This is a genomic window from Bradyrhizobium sp. NAS96.2, from assembly GCF_001908235.1.
Taxonomy (GTDB): Bacteria; Pseudomonadota; Alphaproteobacteria; order Rhizobiales; family Xanthobacteraceae; genus Bradyrhizobium.
Genome location: NZ_LGHK01000091.1, coordinates 1 through 16,436 on the forward strand (window position 1 = coordinate 1; position 16,436 = coordinate 16,436).

A 16,436-nucleotide genomic window follows, 5' to 3' on the forward strand; every position below is an offset into this window, starting at 1 on the left:
CAGTCGTTTCCCTCATAAAGTTGCTGGCTGATGCAGCAACATTCCTCGATCGGGAAGAACAAAAGCTGTTCTTCTTCAAGGACGGCAAGGTTGAGGTTCCCATTCGCTATAGTGCAGCCAATCTAAAGTTCGTCAAAACTGCTGCAATTGATAAGCTTGTGAAGCAATTCGATGACCCTCTGCATCGCGCTCAAAAGCTGACGATGCTGGGCGATGCGATAGCAACGCTCGTCAGGCCGCAATCCGAACCTGTGCGCTTCGAGCGCATACTGCTCAACCTGGATCATCTCGCCAGCAGTCTCGACGACAGCTATCGCCTGTTCGTGTCGAGCTTTTCTTATGACAAGATCAGAACCGATATTGAAAACGCGAACCTAGATTTCTTGACACGGATTCATAAGACCTTTGTGGACGTGCAGGGACAGCTACTGGGCATACCAATTGCTACCATCGTCGTCGCATCCCAGATGAAAACTGCACCGGCCTGCGGAGTCGAAGCTTGGACTAACCTTGCCGTTCTGGCAGGTGCTTGGATTTTTGTAGTTTTTCTATGCGCTTCGATCGTAAATCAGTTCTTCACACTGAACGCCATCAGTAGCGAGATTCAGCGTCAAAAGAAAAGGCTAGAAAGCGACTTCGCTGCAATCAGCTCAAAGTTCATTGGAACGTTCACATCCCTGTCCGATCGAATATTCTGGTATCGGCTTGTATTTGTGGTCATCGGCTCCGTTGGAGTCGCGGGCGCGGTGTTCGCTACCTTCGCTTTCCGTTCTTTGACAGCGGTGAAGATGGCCGGCTGCATCTGGTGATAGGCAAATAAGATTGCGCGCCCCAAAAACCTTGACGAAGTTCCTTTCAAGGTTGAGCGCCTTGCGATGGGACATTGTAAATAGCCGTCCAATCGCAATGTTGCCTTGGTCGTCGATCCGGCGTATCGGGCAATCGCGTCTTCTATCATTGACGATAGTGGTGCCGTTCCTCGGCTCGCTGCTCCTGTTCAATCAACACGTCGTCGAGCTTCTAACACTGTCGCCAGACCTTATCCGTCGCTGGTTAAATCTACCGATGAATGGCGCGGAGGAAGTCGCTAGGCAAATCACGCTGTCTCGCCTCTACTATGTATATTTCGGGCTTACATCTCTTGGCTTTGGGTCGGCTCTTTTCGCGTTATTCTGCCCTTTGATCGTGAAAAGCTATGCATCTGCCATCGAATGCGTACAGGCCGAAAGCTCGCTAGTAACTCGCTCGCGTGTTGCTTTGCTGCTGTCAGAAGTATCTCGTCGCTATATAGATGCACTGGGCTTCGACGAGTACGACGACATGGCTCCGCGCGGAATAATCACGCGGATGAGTGAGCCAGACGATTTCATAAATCTGTGTTCAGTCGCCATGCTTGAGATTTTTTCGGATTTGCCTCCCGAGCACTTTGAAAAACCTCCGGAGCCAACGGTATCGCTCGAAGCGGACGGCTCGCCTACGCCTATAGAAATAGACCCTAATGATGAGCCATTCTACGACAAGCGCGGAAGACCCGACTCCTATATGATAGCTAAGGCGCTGACTTCTGGGTTTCGCCGTCTTCAATGGTTCACAAGTGCATTCCAGACACAGGCGGCATCCGAAGCGCATCGCAATGACATGTTACTGATGCACTATATGGCGCTGGACAACGCGAGGCCGCGCCTGCGCGTGCTGGTGGCCTTCTTCTACGGAGCCGGATTCGCGTTGCTTTCTATCCCCACGCTGATGACGTTTGCGCAATTGGCTTGGCACTTGATCGTGCGTTGATATCGAGATTATCCGACCTCTGCAGATTCCCGATTTTAGCTACACAGTTCGTACTTTCGCGACGACATTTCGTTCGTCAGTCTGATCGGCATGCCAACAACTACGAACGATCGCGCCAACCGCGAACCCAACTGGCCGCGTGCCTTGTCCAAATTAAGGGCTAAAGCGCAGATCCCGTGCCAATAGACAATACCAGTGACACCAGGCTGAGCGCCTTAGAAATCCTATAGATTTCGGTTCCGGCAGCATAGGCACCGAAGCCGAAGAGACACGCCCAGCAAATGCCCCCAATCACGTTGAAAGAAAAAGCGACCCGCGGCCATGCCATTTGCGCCAGCAAGCGAAGCCGCAAACATTCGTAGGACCGCGATAAAGCGACCAAAAAATACGACGGCGCTCCCATACCGAAAAAACAGATAGCGACCGATCAGCAATCAATTTCATCGAGACGAATATACCGTCCGTACTCGCGAAGAAGCGGCATTCCGAAGCGACGCCCGACCGTGTATCCGATCCCGTCTCCGACGATCGCACCTGCAGCGGCCGCGGCTACAACGACGGCGATACCGATCTGATTGGTGGCGGCGGCCAGAAGAGCCGTAGCAACTAGATCGTCTCTCCGGGAAGCGACACTCCGGCGCTTTCCAGCGCAACAACGACGGAAGTGATCCAAGGTCCATGGCTTTGGATCAAACGAATCAAAGAACTTGAGAAAGAGGCAAGGTCCATTTTCCAAGGTCCATTTTCTAAGACTGCTTGCTACGCATTTTCTATGCTTTCCAAGCGCGGAGATCGCGTTGACGGGCATGGATTTTCAAGAGATGCCGCCCCACAGCATGTGCGTCGGTTTGCCTTAAGCCGATGACTTCCGGTCTGCCTCTCTACTCGCACCCGCCCGCCAGCTTGCCATGTCGCAGAAGGGGCAACAAGCAGCAAGCAGACCACAGGAGCCGGTTCGCACCGACAAGATGCTGCGGCCGGTTGCCGTTGCCCTAATCACGGGGGATTCCCGTTCGATTCTTTCCTAAAATTCGCTTGGATCAGGTAGAGGCGTCAGCAGCTGGAGAAGAGTTTCTCGCTCTTCGAAGATGCTGAAGATATTCCAAATGGCTGGGCAATGTGCGGAGTAACTCGCCCGTGCGATCCCGCACTTCTTGAAATGCCGCGAGGGCAGCGCTTACGTTAGAGTGCCGCAGAGTAGGCAGACTGCGGACGGGCCGATAGTTCAACCCAAGCAGCATTACAGAATAGGAGTAGAATTCAAAGCCATGGTAGCACGGGTTGATACTCCTTTCGTTCGGAAGCCTTTTTTTCCAAAGCTGGAGACGTTGGTCTACAGAAGGAGGGACCGAGATCTCCTTTGTCGCCTGCCAATATGGCGTGTCGACCCTGTCAGAAGCGCGATAATGAAGGACGAGAAAGTCGCGCACCCCGTCGATGCAATCGGCCATGATCCTATTGTAGTCGGCCACTACGTCAGGGTCCGTCGTGGGACCTGAATAATGACGCAGGAGCTCCTCAATGCCGAGCTGAATGAAGAAAAGTCCAGTCGATTCTAGTGGCTCAACGAAACCGGATGACAAACCGATTGCGACGCAGTTCTTGACCCAAGAACTGCGGCAACGGCCGATTCGCATCCTGATGTGATTCGCGATGCAATCTTTTGCGCGCGGACCTATGTGCGCGCGAAGCTCAAATTCAGCTTGTTCGGACGAGATGAATTGACTGCAATAGACGTAACCGGTACCGACGCGCTTGTAGAGAGGAATGTTCCAGGCCCAACCGGACTGTAGCGCAGTAGCTGATGTAAAGGGCTCGATATCCGATCTGTCGGCTTGGTAGGGGACCTGCAGCGCTACCGCGCGGTCGTTCAGCAAGACGTCCTGGAACGAAAGGAACGGTTCTTTGAGCGCTTGATTAATGAGCAGACCGCGAAAGCCGGTACAATCTACATATAGCGATCCCTTCACTGTCCCATTTCTGCGGGTCCTAAGACACTCGATCGAACCTTCCGTCGAGAGAAGCACGTCTTCGACATCGTCTTTTATGCACCGAACGCCAAGCGCCGTCGCATAATTCCTGAGAAAGCTCGCGAGCAGACTGGCTTCAAAATGATACCCGTAAGGGTACTGGAGCCGGTGATCGGATAGGAATACATTTGGCGGCACCTTGTTAGCAGAATTGAAGGTGGCTTTGACCTTGTCATCGAAGACTTCGCCGTTCAGGTATCTTGGGGATCTGTTGTTCTCACATAGAGAGGAGGTGCTAAAGCAGGCGGTATCGAATGGTGTCTCATTAGGCTTTAGGTGCAACCACCATTCGCCAAGATTGCTTCCGTCTACGACCTGATAGCGTTGGAACGGATGATAGAAATACCCGCCGCCAGCAGTCCAATTGCTGAATTTGATTGCGAGCTTATACGTAGCGTTGCATTGTGGCATCCATTCGGATTCATCAAGGCCAAGATAATCAAAAAACAATCTGATTGTGCTGAAGCTGGCTTCGCCAACCCCAATGGTGCCAACATTAGCAGACTCGATAAGCACGATATCGACGCCACTCAACGCTTTTTTGAGATAGGCCGCAGTCATCCATCCTGCCGACCCGCCTCCCAAAATCACAATAGACTCACCGGTCATCTTGGCCCCCCATTTCCCATTCATGAAACGTTAGTCGTTTATTGGAGTTGTCCAGCGTGCGGATCCGGGTGGCACTCGAAGGCAATCGCTGTGTCCGATGATGCCCATATGCTAAGGGCGGAAGCACACCGCGGGCGCCTATGACAGCTAGGAGCGAGCAGCCGGCAAATCTATCCGGTCTGTTGGCGTCGCCAGGTCGATATTGCAATCCGAACTCTTGACATGTGACGTACCCCGACGTTCGTTCGCCACGGTTGCCATGCGTCCGTCATCGCGATCAAGTGCCAAGGCTGGTAGTTGACCCGACGCAGCGCTTGCCTGTCGATCGGCTCATGGCGGTCGCGCACAGCTCGTCGATTTCTATAGGATGCCTCTCAGGGATGGACTTGCCGACGAGGGAAAGTCGCGGCGCTGGTCTCGATCGATAGGGAAGTCGGCTGGTTGGCATGCGAGCAGCCGGCTGGCACCTTGGCTCGGTCATCTGATGGTGTCGCGGTCGGAGACCGCCCGCCCGCTGCTGACGCCCGGTGAGATGATGCAGCTCCCGCCATCGGATGAGATCGTCATGATGTCGGGTCTCCATCCGATCCGCGCCAAGAAGGCGCGCTATTACGAGGATAAACGTTTCCGGGAGCGCATTCTGGCGCCGCCGGTGCTGACCAAATCCAATAACAACCGGCCGGACGATTGGAGTTCACGGCCGCTCCCGACGCGCCCACGGCCCCGCTGGCCTCGGTCGACGATCAGACCGACGTGGAGGATCCGAAGACCGCCGACCGCCGGCGGCGACCGGAACTGGTTCGCGACACCGTGGAGAAGAAGGAACCACTCGAGAACGAGTTCGCGCCTGACCTTGCCGGCGAGCTCGATGAAGATACCCCACGGATCAGGCGCATGAGCGACCTGATGCAGGGCGTGGCGCGCCAGGCATTGCTTGATCCCGACGACGAACTCGGATTGTGAGGCAGGCATGACCGCACCGAAGAAGAAAGCCCAGATGTCGGTCTATCTCGATCCGGACGTCATGAAGACGCTCTCAGCCCATGCTGCCCGGCGCGAGCAGCCGATGTCGCTCATCGCCGAAGCCGCGATCGCTTCCTTCCTGTCGCCGGATGCCGACGAGCGGCGGGAGGCCGCCATCGCCAAGCGACTCGACCAAGTCGATCGCCGCATCCGCGCGGCTCGAACGCGCCATAGGGATCTCGATCGAGACCTTGGCGTTGTTCATCCGGTTCTGGCTCACGACGACACCGCCGCTCCCCGAACCGGCTGCAAAGGCGGCGCGGGCGCAGGCTGCAGCTCGGTACGATAATTTCGTCGCGACGCTCGGGCGGCGGCTCAGTCAAGGACCGAAGCTGCGGCAGGAGATCCCGGAGGATATTCAGGAGAGCGAATCGACGTGAGGATAGCCATCGTTCGATGGTCGCTTCTCAACTCGGCGACAACCTAATCGCACGAGCAAATGTGGCTGAGACAGCTAACTGTTCAGATTTCGCAAAGGCCGCCAGGTCGCAATTCAGCCGAGACTAGCAGCTCAAGTACGGACTCTGCTCGCCATTTCGTCGACGAGCGTGCTAGCCGCCAGATTGCGATGCTGAACGAACGCCAGCACTCCATGCGTATGGAAGTGTGTCGCCATTCAACTCATGTGCACCGATTGCGCGGAGCTTGAAGATCGCGGGGTTGTGGGAAGCGATAGTACGTGCGTTGCGCCAGTGCCGGTCGATCGCGAGCTTCTCCGAGCTGAGAGAGGCGCCGCCGACCTCGAAAAGCGTAGTCACAGCATCGAGAACAAGCTTGATGACGACTACCTGCGCCTGCGCTGCCGCAAGTTCGGAAGCGTCGAGCTGCTGAGGGTCTTGGTGGCGACCGTCAAGGGTCCGCGCGAGCTCGTCGACCGCGGCGAGGACCGTCGCTCGTGCACCGAATGCCGCGCTGAACAGCTGCCCGATGACCTGCTGCACAAGGGGATCATTCCGTGGCAGATCAGCGACAGCGTGGGAAAAGGTGCGGGTTCGCGCTTTAATCCATTCGGTGGTATCGATAGCGGCGCGTGCTGCGATTCCTGCGAGGGTCGCGAGCAGGATCAACTGAACGTGGGCGGTTCCGAAGACGCGGCCCTCCGTTCCGTAGCCCGGACCGAGAATGCGGTCCGGAATGACCGTTACATCCTTGAACTCAGCCGTGCCGCTCGCCGTCAGTCTCTGCCCGAAGCCATCCCAGTCGTCCTGAACTTCGACGCCGGACTGGTTGGTGTCGACAAGAACCGTGACTCGTTTGCCATCCCGGTCGGCCGCCACGATCAGATGATCGGCATAGAGGGTGCCCGTCGTGTAATACTTTGTGCCATTGAGCCGCAGCGCGGCTCCCTCCGACGTCACGGCAGTCCGATAGCGATCGACCGCGCCAACGCCTGGTTCAGTCACTGCGACGCCGAACAGTGCGCCGTTTGCGATTGTCCTGAGCCACCGCGCCTTGACCGTCTCATCCTTGTTCAGCCGCAAGTCCTCGACCAGGTTGAAGTGAGCTCTCAACGCCTGGGGCAGGTTGGAATCGGCGGCCGCAAGCCCGATAAGCAAGTCGAAGGTCTGGCGGAGCGTCGCGCCGAGTCCCCCGAACTCGACCGGCACACGCAAGGCCCCGAAGCCTGCCTCTTTCAACAGTCTGATCTCGTCAAATGGCAGCGTGCGGTTTCGTTCGCGCGCCACCGCACCCGCCGCGATCATCTCGAAGATCGGAGCGAATCGCGTTTGCAGTTCGTCATCGCTCTTCGTGGGGCTCGCAATGTGAATGGTCATCGTTCCGCTTTCGCTCGTCCTGATATCAATCTTGTGGTTTTGAAGAATAGTCTGCTCTCGGCTGAGAGCCAGGCTGTATTTGCGCAGGATCGAAGACGAACGTTCGGAGTAGCGCGTCGTGCGAAGAAAATTCTGCCGCGCGTTGTGATGCATGAATGCGCGATGGCGTCATGCGCTCTTCGTCGAACGGAGGCTGAGATGAGCGCGACGAGAGTCAATTCGAAAGGAGTGTTCTCCGAATCGACCCTCGATGCGGCGGATCGTATCGAGAATCGAGCGCATCGAAGCGAGTTGTTGTCGCGATGTGCATCGAGCGCGCCGCATGACAGCGCTCGTTGACGAGAAATGGGAGTGGGTCAAGAGAGAGTTTCTCATGTAGCAAATGGCTGCGGCGAAACATGCACATCGCAAAACGCCGATAAACGCGATGGACCATCGATCGCTTGTTGTGGCGAGATACCTTCGAAGGAAACAATTGCATCGCAATGAGCGACGCAGCGGAGAGGTGTGCATGACGCGACAGATCCGGTTCAACGCGTTCGACATGAATTGTGTCGGCCATCAGTCTCCCGGTGTTTGGGCACACCCGCGGGATCGCTCCTACAAGTACAAGGACCTCGACTATTGGCAGGATCTTGGGCGAACGCTGGAACGCGGGATCTTTGACGGCATCTTCATTGCTGATGTCATCGGCTATTATGACGTTTACAAGAACTCTCTGTTTCATGCGCTCGAGCAGGCGGCGCAAATCCCGGTCAACGATCCCCTGCAGCTGGTGGCGCCAATCGCGCTTGCAACCGAGCATCTTGGCATCGGCATCACCGCGTCGACGTCATTCGAGCATCCCTACACCTTCGCGCGCAGGCTCTCCACTGCGGATCACCACAGCAAGGGGCGTGTTGGCTGGAACATCGTGACTTCGTATCTGGAGAGCGGGGCGAAGAATATCGGTCAGGGCGGGCTGCGCCGCCACGACAATCGATACGAAGTAGCGAACGAATATGTCGAAGTCCTCTACAAGCTGCTCGAAGGAAGTTGGGAGGAGGGGGCTGTCCTGCGCGATGCGGGGAAGCGGATATTCACCGATCCGTCGAAGGTTCACGAGATCGGGCACAAGGGAAAATACTTCGACGTGCCGGGCTATCATCTTTGCGAGCCGTCGCCTCAGCGGACGCCGGTGCTCTACCAGGCGGGCGCGTCGGGCGCCGGCAAGGCCTTTGCGGCCGGGCACGCCGAATGCGTCTTTGTCGCCGCGCCGATCAAGCCGGTCCTGAAATCCTACGTCGCCGATGTGAGGCGGCGGGCGGCTGAAGCCGGCCGCGATCCGCGCAAGATTCTGACCTACAATCTGGTCACGGTGATTGTCGACGAAACCGACGCAAAGGCGGAGGCGAAGTTCGGGGAGTATCAGCAATACGCCTCCTATGACGGCGCGCTGGTGTTCATGTCGGGTTGGAGCGGCATCGATTTCGGGCAGTATGCGCCGACCGATCTGGTCAAGAAGGTCGAGACCAATGCAATCGTATCAGTCGTCGATCATCTCGCCAGCGGCAGCAAGTCCTGGACCATCGAGGAACTGGCGCGCTGGGGCGGCATTGGCGGCCTCGGTCCGGTGTTTGTCGGCTCGCCGTCGACGATTGCCGACATCCTGCAGGCGTGGGTGGAGGAGACCGACGTCGACGGCTTCAACCTCGCCTATGCGGTGACGCCGGAGACCTTCGAAGACGTCGTCACCTTACTGGTGCCGGAGCTGCAGAAGCGAGGCGTGTACCCGACGGGCTACCGTCCGGGCACGCTGCGCGAGAAGCTGTTCGGCGACGGGCCGTATCTGCCGTCGAGCCACCCCGCCGCGGCCTATCGTGACATTGAGGCGATCAAGCGCAGTGCCGCCGAGGTGGCCGCCGCGGCGGGGCGACAACCGGTAGAGGCCTGAGGCGCGATGTCCGGACCGATCCTGCAACTCCGCGACGTGTCCTTATCGTTTCGTGGCATCAAGGCGCTCAATGCGCTGAGCTTCGAGGTCGCGTGTGGCGAGATCTGCGCGCTGATCGGTCCGAACGGCGCCGGCAAGAGCTCGCTACTCAACATCATCAACGGGGTGTATCGAGCCGACAGCGGCAGCGTCACGTTCAATGGCGAACAATTCATCCGGATCCGCCCGGCGCATGCTGCGCATCTGGGCGTGGGCCGGACTTTCCAGCATAACGCGCTGTTTCGTCACTTAAGCGTTCTCGACAATGTGCTGGCCGGATTGATCCGGCATTCCCGCACGACGCTCGTCGAGCACGCCTTCGGTATAGGCCGGGATCGGCGCGAGACCCGCGAATTCAACCGCTGGGCGGACGAGATCATCGGGTTCTTGGACCTGACCGGGCATCGCGACACGGTGGTGGGGACGCTTCCCTATGGCGTTCAGAAGCGGGTCGATCTCGCGCGCGCGCTGGTCGGCCGCCCGAGCCTATTGCTCTTGGACGAGCCAATGGCGGGCATGAACCAGGACGAGAAGTCCGAGATGAGCCGCCTGATCCTGGGAACCAATGCGAGGCTCGGCACCACCATCGTGCTGATCGAGCACGACATGAGTGTCGTGATGGGGCTCTCTCATCACGTCGTCGTGCTCGACTATGGCCGCAAGGTCGGCGACGGCTCTCCGGAGCAGGTGCGCAAGAACCCGGACGTGATCGCTGCCTATCTCGGCACGGCGCACTGAGGTCCAGATGAGCTTCTTCATCGAAACGCTGGTCGGCGGCCTCCTCGCTGGCGTCATGTACTCGCTGGTCGTGATCGGGTTCGTGCTGGTCTTCAAGGCCTCCGGCGTTTTCAACTTCGCGCAAGGCTCGATGGTGCTGTGCGCGGCACTCACCTTCGTGACGTTGCGCGACAAGGGAATTGATTTCTGGCTGGCGGCGCTGATCACGCTGGCGGTGATGGTCCTGATTGCGATCGCTGTTGAGCGCGTCGTCTTGCGGCCGCTGGTCAATCGCCCGCAGATCACCCTGTTCATGGCGACGCTCGGAGTGTCCTTTGTGATCGAGGGCCTCGCACAGATCGTGATGGGTGCGAGCGTGCACGAGCTCGATCTCGGCATCGTCGATACACCGATCGAGATCGGCGGGGTTCAGGTCAGCCAATTCGACCTCGTCGCGGCGGGAACCGCCGGCATTCTTGTGGTCGCGCTCTCGATCTTCTTCAACCGGACCCGCGTTGGAATCGCGTTGCGAGCGATCGCCGACGATCCACAGGCCGCACTCTCGATCGGGATCCGGCTGCAGACGCTGTGGCAGATCGTGTGGGGCGTCGCCGGCTTTGTCTCGCTGGTCGCAGGTCTGCTGTGGGGCGCCCGTCAGGGGGTTCAGTTCGCGCTGACACTGGTGGTGCTCAAGGCGCTGCCGGTGCTGATCATCGGCGGGTTTACCTCGATCACGGGCGCGATCGTCGGCGGGCTGATCGTCGGCGCCGGCGATAGCCTCGCCGAAATCTACCTCGGAAGCCTCTTGGGCGGCAGTGTCTCGACCTGGTTTTCCTATGTGCTGGCGGTCGCCTTTCTCCTGGTTCGGCCGGCTGGCCTGTTCGGCGAAGCGCCGATCGAAAGGATTTGATGCATGTCGGCGATCGGCACGGAAACCATCGAAGGGTTTGGCCCATCTGGCGTGACCGCGCAAAGCACACGCGACCGGCTCCGGGCCGGTTCGGTCGGGGTGCTACTCGCTGCGCTAGCCAGCATTCCGCTGGTAGCGAACGACTACTGGCTCAATGCCGTTCTGATCCCGTTCCTGATCATGTCGCTCACGGCGCTGGGGCTGAACCTGCTGATGGGCTATGCCGGGCAGGCCTCGCTCGGCAGCGGCGGGTTCATGTCGGTCGGCGCGTATGCGACCTACAATCTGCTGCTGCGGCTGCCGGAGCTGCCGCTGCCGGTCAGCCTGCTGCTCGGGGGCATCATTTCCGGGCTGGTGGGGGTCGTCGCGGGGCTGCCGAGCCTGCGGATCAAGGGCTTCTATCTCGTCGCATCGACTCTGGCGACCCAGTTCCTGCTCGAATGGCTGTTCAATCAATATGGCTGGTTCTCGAACTACTCGACCTCGAGCTCGATCTCGGCGCCGCGGCTGGCGTTCCTCGGCCATGATCTCTCGAGCCCTGCCGGTCGCTATCTCCTGACCCTCGCCACCGTCGTGGTCGTGACGGCCGTTGCGGCGCGGCTGGTTCGCAGCCAGACCGGCCGGACCTGGATGGCGATCCGCGACATGGACACCGCGGCTTCGGTGATCGGCATTCCTGTATCCGCCGGAAAGCTGAAGGCGTTCTTCGTGAGCTCGCTGGTGATCGGGATTGCCGGCGCGCTCTGGGCCTTTGCCTATCTTGGCACCGTCGATGCACGCAGCTTCAACCTGGATCGTTCGTTCCAGATCATGTTCGCGATCATCATCGGCGGCATGGGCAGCATCCGTGGCAATTTTCTCGGCGCCGCATTCATGATCTTCCTGCCGATCCAGCTCGATCATCTCGGGAGCGGGGTGTTCGGTGGTGCGGTCGATCCGGGACAGCTCGAGAACTTTCAGAAGGCGCTGTTCGGTGCGTTGATCGTCTGGTTCCTGATCAAGGAGCCGCGGGGCCTTGCAGCACTGCTGTCGCGTGCGTGGACGCAGCTGGTCTCGCGGATCAACCGTTAGCAAACGACGAAACTTGTCGTGCGTGGGTGTGAACCGCGCGCACGATCGAACCTGAATTCTGCAGTCAAATGGAGGGTAAGCAGATGTCTTTGTGGAACCAGAAGCGGATCGTGAGCAAGGCGATCGGGCTGGCCGCGCTCGCTTTGTCGGCGGCCGTCGGTACCAGCGTCTCGGCGGACGAGGCGAAAACGCAATACTTCCCGCTCGCGACCTTCCGGGTCGGTGCCTACGCGTCGAGCGGCATCCCGGTCTGGGCCGGCGAGATCGACTATTTCCGCTACATCAACGAGGTCGAGGGTGGCATCAATGGGATCAAGCTCGTCTGGGACGAGTGCGAGACCAATTGGGAGGTCGAGAAGGGCGTCGAGTGCTATGAACGGGTGAAGGCCGGCAAGAACGGATCGCCGGTTCCGATCTTCCTGCCGCACGGTGATCCGATCTCGAAGGCGCTGACCGAGAAGTCGGTAGCCGACAAGATTCCGCTGGTCACGATCGCTTATGGCCGTACCGAGGCAATCGACGGGCGCGTCTTCCCCTACAGCTTCCCCGTCGTTTTCAGCTTCTGGAGCGAAGCCTCGTCGGCGGTCAATTTCATCGCGGAGAAGGTCGGCGGCAAGGACAAGCTGAAGGGTCTCAAGATCGCGACCGTCTACCACGATTCACCCTACGGCAAGGAAACCCAGGTCCCGCTCGCCCACCTCGCCAAGACCTACGGTTTCGAGGACATTCAGATCCCGGTGCCGCATCCCGGCAACGAACAATCGGCGCAATGGGCCAAGATCCGCCAGCTCAAACCCGACTGGGTGTTCCTGCGCGGCTGGGGCGTGATGACGCCGGTCGCAATCAAGACTGCCGCCAAAGTGGGCTTCCCGGTTGATCACATCATCGGCGGCATCTGGTCAGGCTCCGAAGAGGACGTCCGCCCGGCCGGCGCGGTCGGCAAGGGCTATCTGGCGATTACGCCATTCCCCGCAGGCGCCAATTTCGAGATCCATCAGAAGCTCAAGAAGTACATCCTCGACAAGGGGCTGAGCGACCTCAAGGATCCCAAGAGCTTCGGTTCGGTCTACTACAATTCCGGCGTCGACGAGGCGATCGTCGCGGTCGAGGCGATCCGGACCGCGCAGGCACACTTCGGTGTGCGGCCGATCAATGGCGAGGAGGCGCAGTGGGGGCTCGAGCATCTCGACCTCTCCGAGAAGCGTCTCGCGGAAATCGGCGCCACGGGCCTGCAGCAGCCGCTGAAGCTTTCGGCCAAGGACCACGAGGGCGGCGGTGCCGGCAAGGTGCTGCAGTGGGACGGCGAAAAGTGGAACGTGGTGTCGAACGGCTGGGTGAAGTCCGATCGCGACCTGTTGTTGCCGCTGATCTATGAGCGCGCCGCGGCCTACGCCCGGGAAAAGGGCATCACGCCGCGCGACGCGACCAACTGACGTCGCCTGAGGGATCGCTATGACCACGTCTTCGTTTCTCGAGGTTGACAACATCGAGGTCCTCTACGGTCAGGCGATCCTGGCCCTGCGCGGCGTGTCGCTCAGGGTCGAGCAGGGATCGATCGTTGCCCTTCTCGGCGCCAACGGCGCCGGGAAGACCACGACCCTCAAGGCAATCTCCAACCTGCTTGGCTCCGAGCGCGGTCACTTGAGCCGTGGCGCGATCACGTGGCGCGGCGAGGTGACCAGCCGGCTCGACCCGGCCGATCTCGTTGCCAGGGGCGTGGTCCAGGTTCTCGAAGGCCGCCATGTCTTTCCCCAGCTCACGGTCGAGGAGAATCTGCTCAGCGGCGGGCTCGTGCGTCGGCCGAGCCGTCGCGCGCTCGCCGACGATCTTGAGCGTGTTTACACCTGGTTTCCGCGGCTCAAGCAGCGCCGAAGCGCGCGTTGCGGCCTGACCTCGGGCGGTGAGCAGCAGATGGTCGCGATCGGGCGCGCGCTGATGACGCACCCGACCCTCGTGCTGCTCGACGAACCTTCGATGGGCCTCGCCCCGATCATCGTGGAGGAGATCTTCCGCATCATCCGCGATCTCAACAGGAACGAGGGTGTCAGCTTTCTGCTTGCCGAGCAGAACGCGCATCTCGTCCTTCAGTTTGCCGATCACGGCTACGTCCTCGAGAACGGCAGGGTCGCTGCGTCGGGCACGGCGGCCGAACTCGCCGGACGGGACGACGTCGCGGAATTTTATCTCGGCGCCGCGACGGCCGGAGTGGCGGCGGCGTCCCGTCAAATCTCGGTCGTCTGAGCAGGAGCACCACGCCATGGCCATTCGTTTCGGATATTGGATGCCGCTCGGCAGCGGCGGTTTCGTCATCAGCAACGTTCCCCAGCGGACAGATTGGACGCTCGACTACAACGCCTCGCTCGCGCGCGAGGCCGAAGAGCTCGGCTTCGAATATGGCCTTGCGCCGGCGCGCTTCATCGCGAGCCATGGCTGGCAGTTGCAGCAGGAAGCCATCACCTGCACGGCCGTGCTCTCCGCGCAGACCAAGAGGTTGAAACTCATCAGCGCGATTCACACCGGCTTCTGGCATCCGGCGATGATCGCGAAGGTGGGCGCCACCATCGACGTCTATTCCAAGGGGCGGTTTGCCATCAACATCCTGACCGGCTGGTTCAAGGAGGAGTTTCGCGCGTTCGGCGAGCCCTGGCTGGAGCATGATGAACGCTATCGCCGCTCGGAAGAGTTCATCCAGGTGCTCAAGGGCCTCTGGACGCAGGACCGTTTCACCTTCAAGGGCGATTTCTACAGCATCAATGACGCCTGGCTGAAACCGAGGCCGATCTCGCAGCCCTATCCGGAGATCTTCCAGGGCGGCAATTCCAAGGCCGCGCGCCGGATGGCCGCGAAATATTCGGACTGGTACTTCCTCAATGGCACGACGGTCGAGGGTGCCAAGCAGCAGATCGACGAAGTCCGCGCGCTCGCCAAGACTGAAGGGCGGACCGTCAAGTTCGGGCTCAACGGCTTCATCATCCAGCGGCCGACCGAGCGGGAAGCGCTGGAGCAGCTCGAAGCGATCGTCGCGGGCGCCGACCCCGAGATCGTGCAGGCCTTCGCCGAACAGGTGAAGCAGGCCGGCGCATCGACTGCTGACAGAATCGGGATGTGGGCGGATTCGAGCCATGCCAATCTGGTCCAGCCCAACGACGGCTTCAAGACTCGCTTGTTCGGTCCTCCCGAGCTGATTGCGGAGCGCATCCGCGCCTATGAGGCCGTTGGCATCGACATGATCCTTTGCGCTTTTCTGAACTTTACCGACGAGTTGCCGGCGTTCGGTCGCGAGGTGATTCCGCTCTTGAATACGACCAAAGCTAATAACGTTCACGAGCCTGAACTGGTTTGAGTTAGCTAGGCTGAGATGTAGAAAAGAAGTGAGCTGCGGTCGCAGAGCAATCCAAAACAAAGCGCACGCAATGGGATATGAGCAGCGTGCGCATCGCTATTTTCGCGACTCGCTCAAGTCATTGGAAATGACGACGCATCATCTTAGCGCGTCAACGGACACGCCTCGTTGCAACGACCAGATTAGGCTGAAGCTATCACTATCCATCCTCATCGTCGAAGAGGTAGCCAAGGTCGGAGCGGTGAAGCTCGGATCGGTAGTCGCGGCCCTCTCCGATATCGCTCATCGCCGAAGCCGCGATCGCCTCTGCACGCTGCCATAAGATTCGATCCATCCATCGAGCGCCTCCTTCGGCGGCGGACCAGCATGCATCGCTGATAGCCCCCCAATTGAAAATTGCAATGTGCAGAGGGGTGTATCCAGTGAAACTAGGTCGTTCGCCGTCTGATCTGGCCGGTGGTATCTCTGTGCCGAAAAACTTGCCTACAAGATCAGCGAGAACGAAATCGCCGTCGAGCTTTTACTGTTCGCCGGGCGGGACGGCAACTAACGACCCCGGAGCGAACATGCGGCGTCTTCGTGCTCGACGCCACGCGGACGCTGGTTAAGCGTTTGGCGGAAAGACAACGGCCAGAGGTGCTGCACCTCGACAACATCGTCGCCGATCGCCGGGGCTTGCGGAACCGACTAGTCTTTTCCGTTCCGATTGAATCGGAACGAAGCTCTAGATTCTTGTTTTGACGCGTTCTCTTCACGCGAACCGGTATCCACTTCGCTCGAAACGCTCTTGTCCAATCGTCCGGTCGAGGGCACCGACGAATCGCCGCAGGCAAAAGGATGTGCCAATAGCGATCGCCGTGCCCGGTCGCCGTTCTCGGCCGAGAGGTATGGCCGCAACCGGCGAGCCTTCGCCCTTGGATTAGCGAGACTGACCACCTTGCCCTCCCGAGAGGCTCAATTCTCAAGGGTGCGAGCAAGGAGTATCGCGGAGAAGGACTGCACCGCACCTACCTGGATTGGTGGCAGCCGAATCCAGCCCATTGGTCTATGCTGGTCCTTCAGGACTTGCAGATTTACTTGCAGATTTAGGAGAGATTAGGAGAGACGAGAATGGCTAAACGCGCACGCATTCGCTACGTCAACAAGACGGACAGAAAGAACCCTCACGAAAGAATCACACATGTTGGGGGAACTAACC

Annotated in this window: 13 protein-coding genes and 2 pseudogenes; 12 read left to right on the forward strand and 3 right to left on the reverse strand. The window is 59.3% G+C overall.

Translation table 11 applies throughout. From position 1 onward, the window contains the following. Together AC628_RS44120 and AC628_RS20725 are read left to right on the forward strand one after the other, a co-directional pair. Positions 1-809: hypothetical protein (locus tag AC628_RS44120; RefSeq protein ID WP_210190239.1), on the forward strand; the 809-nt coding region annotated here is incomplete at its 5' end. A gap of 160 nt (positions 810-969) precedes the next feature. Next, a complete protein-coding gene (locus AC628_RS20725; protein WP_143201710.1) occupies positions 970-1,788 on the forward strand; it encodes a hypothetical protein in 819 nt (272 codons plus the stop codon). 427 nt (positions 1,789-2,215) lie between these two features. Here AC628_RS20725 and AC628_RS43015 read toward each other — a convergent pair whose 3' ends face one another. Both AC628_RS43015 and AC628_RS20730 read right to left on the reverse strand, forming a co-directional pair. Continuing rightward, positions 2,216-2,596, reverse strand: a complete 381-nt coding sequence (locus tag AC628_RS43015) for a hypothetical protein (RefSeq protein ID WP_143201711.1) — start codon at positions 2,594-2,596, stop codon at positions 2,216-2,218. 232 nt (positions 2,597-2,828) lie between these two features. Then, positions 2,829-4,427, reverse strand: coding sequence for a tryptophan halogenase family protein (locus AC628_RS20730; protein WP_083633035.1), 1,599 nt, complete (start codon positions 4,425-4,427; stop codon positions 2,829-2,831). A gap of 535 nt (positions 4,428-4,962) precedes the next feature. Between AC628_RS20730 and AC628_RS46165 the strand changes: the two are divergent. The 3 genes and pseudogenes from AC628_RS46165 to AC628_RS20740 form a co-directional block, all read left to right on the forward strand. Then, positions 4,963-5,037, forward strand: a pseudogene (locus AC628_RS46165) (hypothetical protein); the annotation flags it as partial. Positions 5,038-5,114: 77 nt separating this feature from the next. After that, a complete protein-coding gene (locus AC628_RS46170; RefSeq protein WP_502689754.1) occupies positions 5,115-5,390 on the forward strand; it encodes a hypothetical protein in 276 nt (91 codons plus the stop codon). 7 nt (positions 5,391-5,397) lie between these two features. Beyond that, positions 5,398-5,830: pseudogene (locus AC628_RS20740) on the forward strand (CopG family transcriptional regulator). Positions 5,831-6,001: 171 nt separating this feature from the next. Here AC628_RS20740 and AC628_RS20745 read toward each other — a convergent pair. Then, complete coding sequence (locus tag AC628_RS20745; RefSeq protein WP_210190240.1) at positions 6,002-7,378, reverse strand: acyl-CoA dehydrogenase family protein; 1,377 nt, start codon at positions 7,376-7,378, stop codon at positions 6,002-6,004. Positions 7,379-7,736: 358 nt separating this feature from the next. Here AC628_RS20745 and AC628_RS20750 point away from each other — a divergent pair, with 358 nt between their 5' ends. From AC628_RS20750 to sfnG, 7 genes are all read left to right on the forward strand, one after another. Then, the gene (locus AC628_RS20750) at positions 7,737-9,158 is read left to right on the forward strand and encodes an LLM class flavin-dependent oxidoreductase (RefSeq protein ID WP_074128632.1); all 1,422 of its coding nucleotides are present in this window, start codon (positions 7,737-7,739) and stop codon (positions 9,156-9,158) included. A 6-nt stretch (positions 9,159-9,164) separates the two neighbouring features. Further along, positions 9,165-9,935, forward strand: coding sequence for an ABC transporter ATP-binding protein (locus AC628_RS20755; protein WP_074128633.1), 771 nt, complete (start codon positions 9,165-9,167; stop codon positions 9,933-9,935). A 7-nt stretch (positions 9,936-9,942) separates the two neighbouring features. Further along, on the forward strand, positions 9,943-10,824 hold the full coding sequence (locus AC628_RS20760; protein ID WP_074128634.1) for a branched-chain amino acid ABC transporter permease: 882 nt from the start codon (positions 9,943-9,945) through the stop codon (positions 10,822-10,824). 3 nt (positions 10,825-10,827) lie between these two features. Continuing rightward, the gene (locus AC628_RS20765; protein ID WP_083633033.1) at positions 10,828-11,895 is read left to right on the forward strand and encodes a branched-chain amino acid ABC transporter permease; all 1,068 of its coding nucleotides are present in this window, start codon (positions 10,828-10,830) and stop codon (positions 11,893-11,895) included. An 83-nt stretch (positions 11,896-11,978) separates the two neighbouring features. After that, a complete protein-coding gene (locus AC628_RS20770; protein WP_074128639.1) occupies positions 11,979-13,328 on the forward strand; it encodes an ABC transporter substrate-binding protein in 1,350 nt (449 codons plus the stop codon). A 19-nt stretch (positions 13,329-13,347) separates the two neighbouring features. Next, entirely contained in the window at positions 13,348-14,136 is a 789-nt protein-coding gene (locus tag AC628_RS20775; RefSeq protein WP_074128635.1) for an ABC transporter ATP-binding protein, read from the forward strand. A gap of 16 nt (positions 14,137-14,152) precedes the next feature. Beyond that, on the forward strand, positions 14,153-15,238 hold the full coding sequence (sfnG, locus tag AC628_RS20780; RefSeq protein WP_074128636.1) for a dimethylsulfone monooxygenase SfnG: 1,086 nt from the start codon (positions 14,153-14,155) through the stop codon (positions 15,236-15,238). The last annotated feature ends 1,198 nt before the right edge of the window (positions 15,239-16,436 follow it).

Coding starts and splice junctions, on each gene's coding strand:
- AC628_RS43015 (WP_143201711.1), bottom strand. CDS start 2,596: ATGCCCGTCAACGCGATCTCCGCGCTTGGAAAGCATAGAAAATGCGTA.
- AC628_RS20730 (WP_083633035.1), bottom strand. CDS start 4,427: ATGACCGGTGAGTCTATTGTGATTTTGGGAGGCGGGTCGGCAGGATGG.
- AC628_RS20745 (WP_210190240.1), bottom strand. CDS start 7,378: ATGCATCACAACGCGCGGCAGAATTTTCTTCGCACGACGCGCTACTCC.
- AC628_RS20750 (WP_074128632.1), top strand. CDS start 7,737: ATGACGCGACAGATCCGGTTCAACGCGTTCGACATGAATTGTGTCGGC.
- AC628_RS20755 (WP_074128633.1), top strand. CDS start 9,165: ATGTCCGGACCGATCCTGCAACTCCGCGACGTGTCCTTATCGTTTCGT.
- AC628_RS20760 (WP_074128634.1), top strand. CDS start 9,943: ATGAGCTTCTTCATCGAAACGCTGGTCGGCGGCCTCCTCGCTGGCGTC.
- AC628_RS20765 (WP_083633033.1), top strand. CDS start 10,828: ATGTCGGCGATCGGCACGGAAACCATCGAAGGGTTTGGCCCATCTGGC.
- AC628_RS20770 (WP_074128639.1), top strand. CDS start 11,979: ATGTCTTTGTGGAACCAGAAGCGGATCGTGAGCAAGGCGATCGGGCTG.
- AC628_RS20775 (WP_074128635.1), top strand. CDS start 13,348: ATGACCACGTCTTCGTTTCTCGAGGTTGACAACATCGAGGTCCTCTAC.
- sfnG (WP_074128636.1), top strand. CDS start 14,153: ATGGCCATTCGTTTCGGATATTGGATGCCGCTCGGCAGCGGCGGTTTC.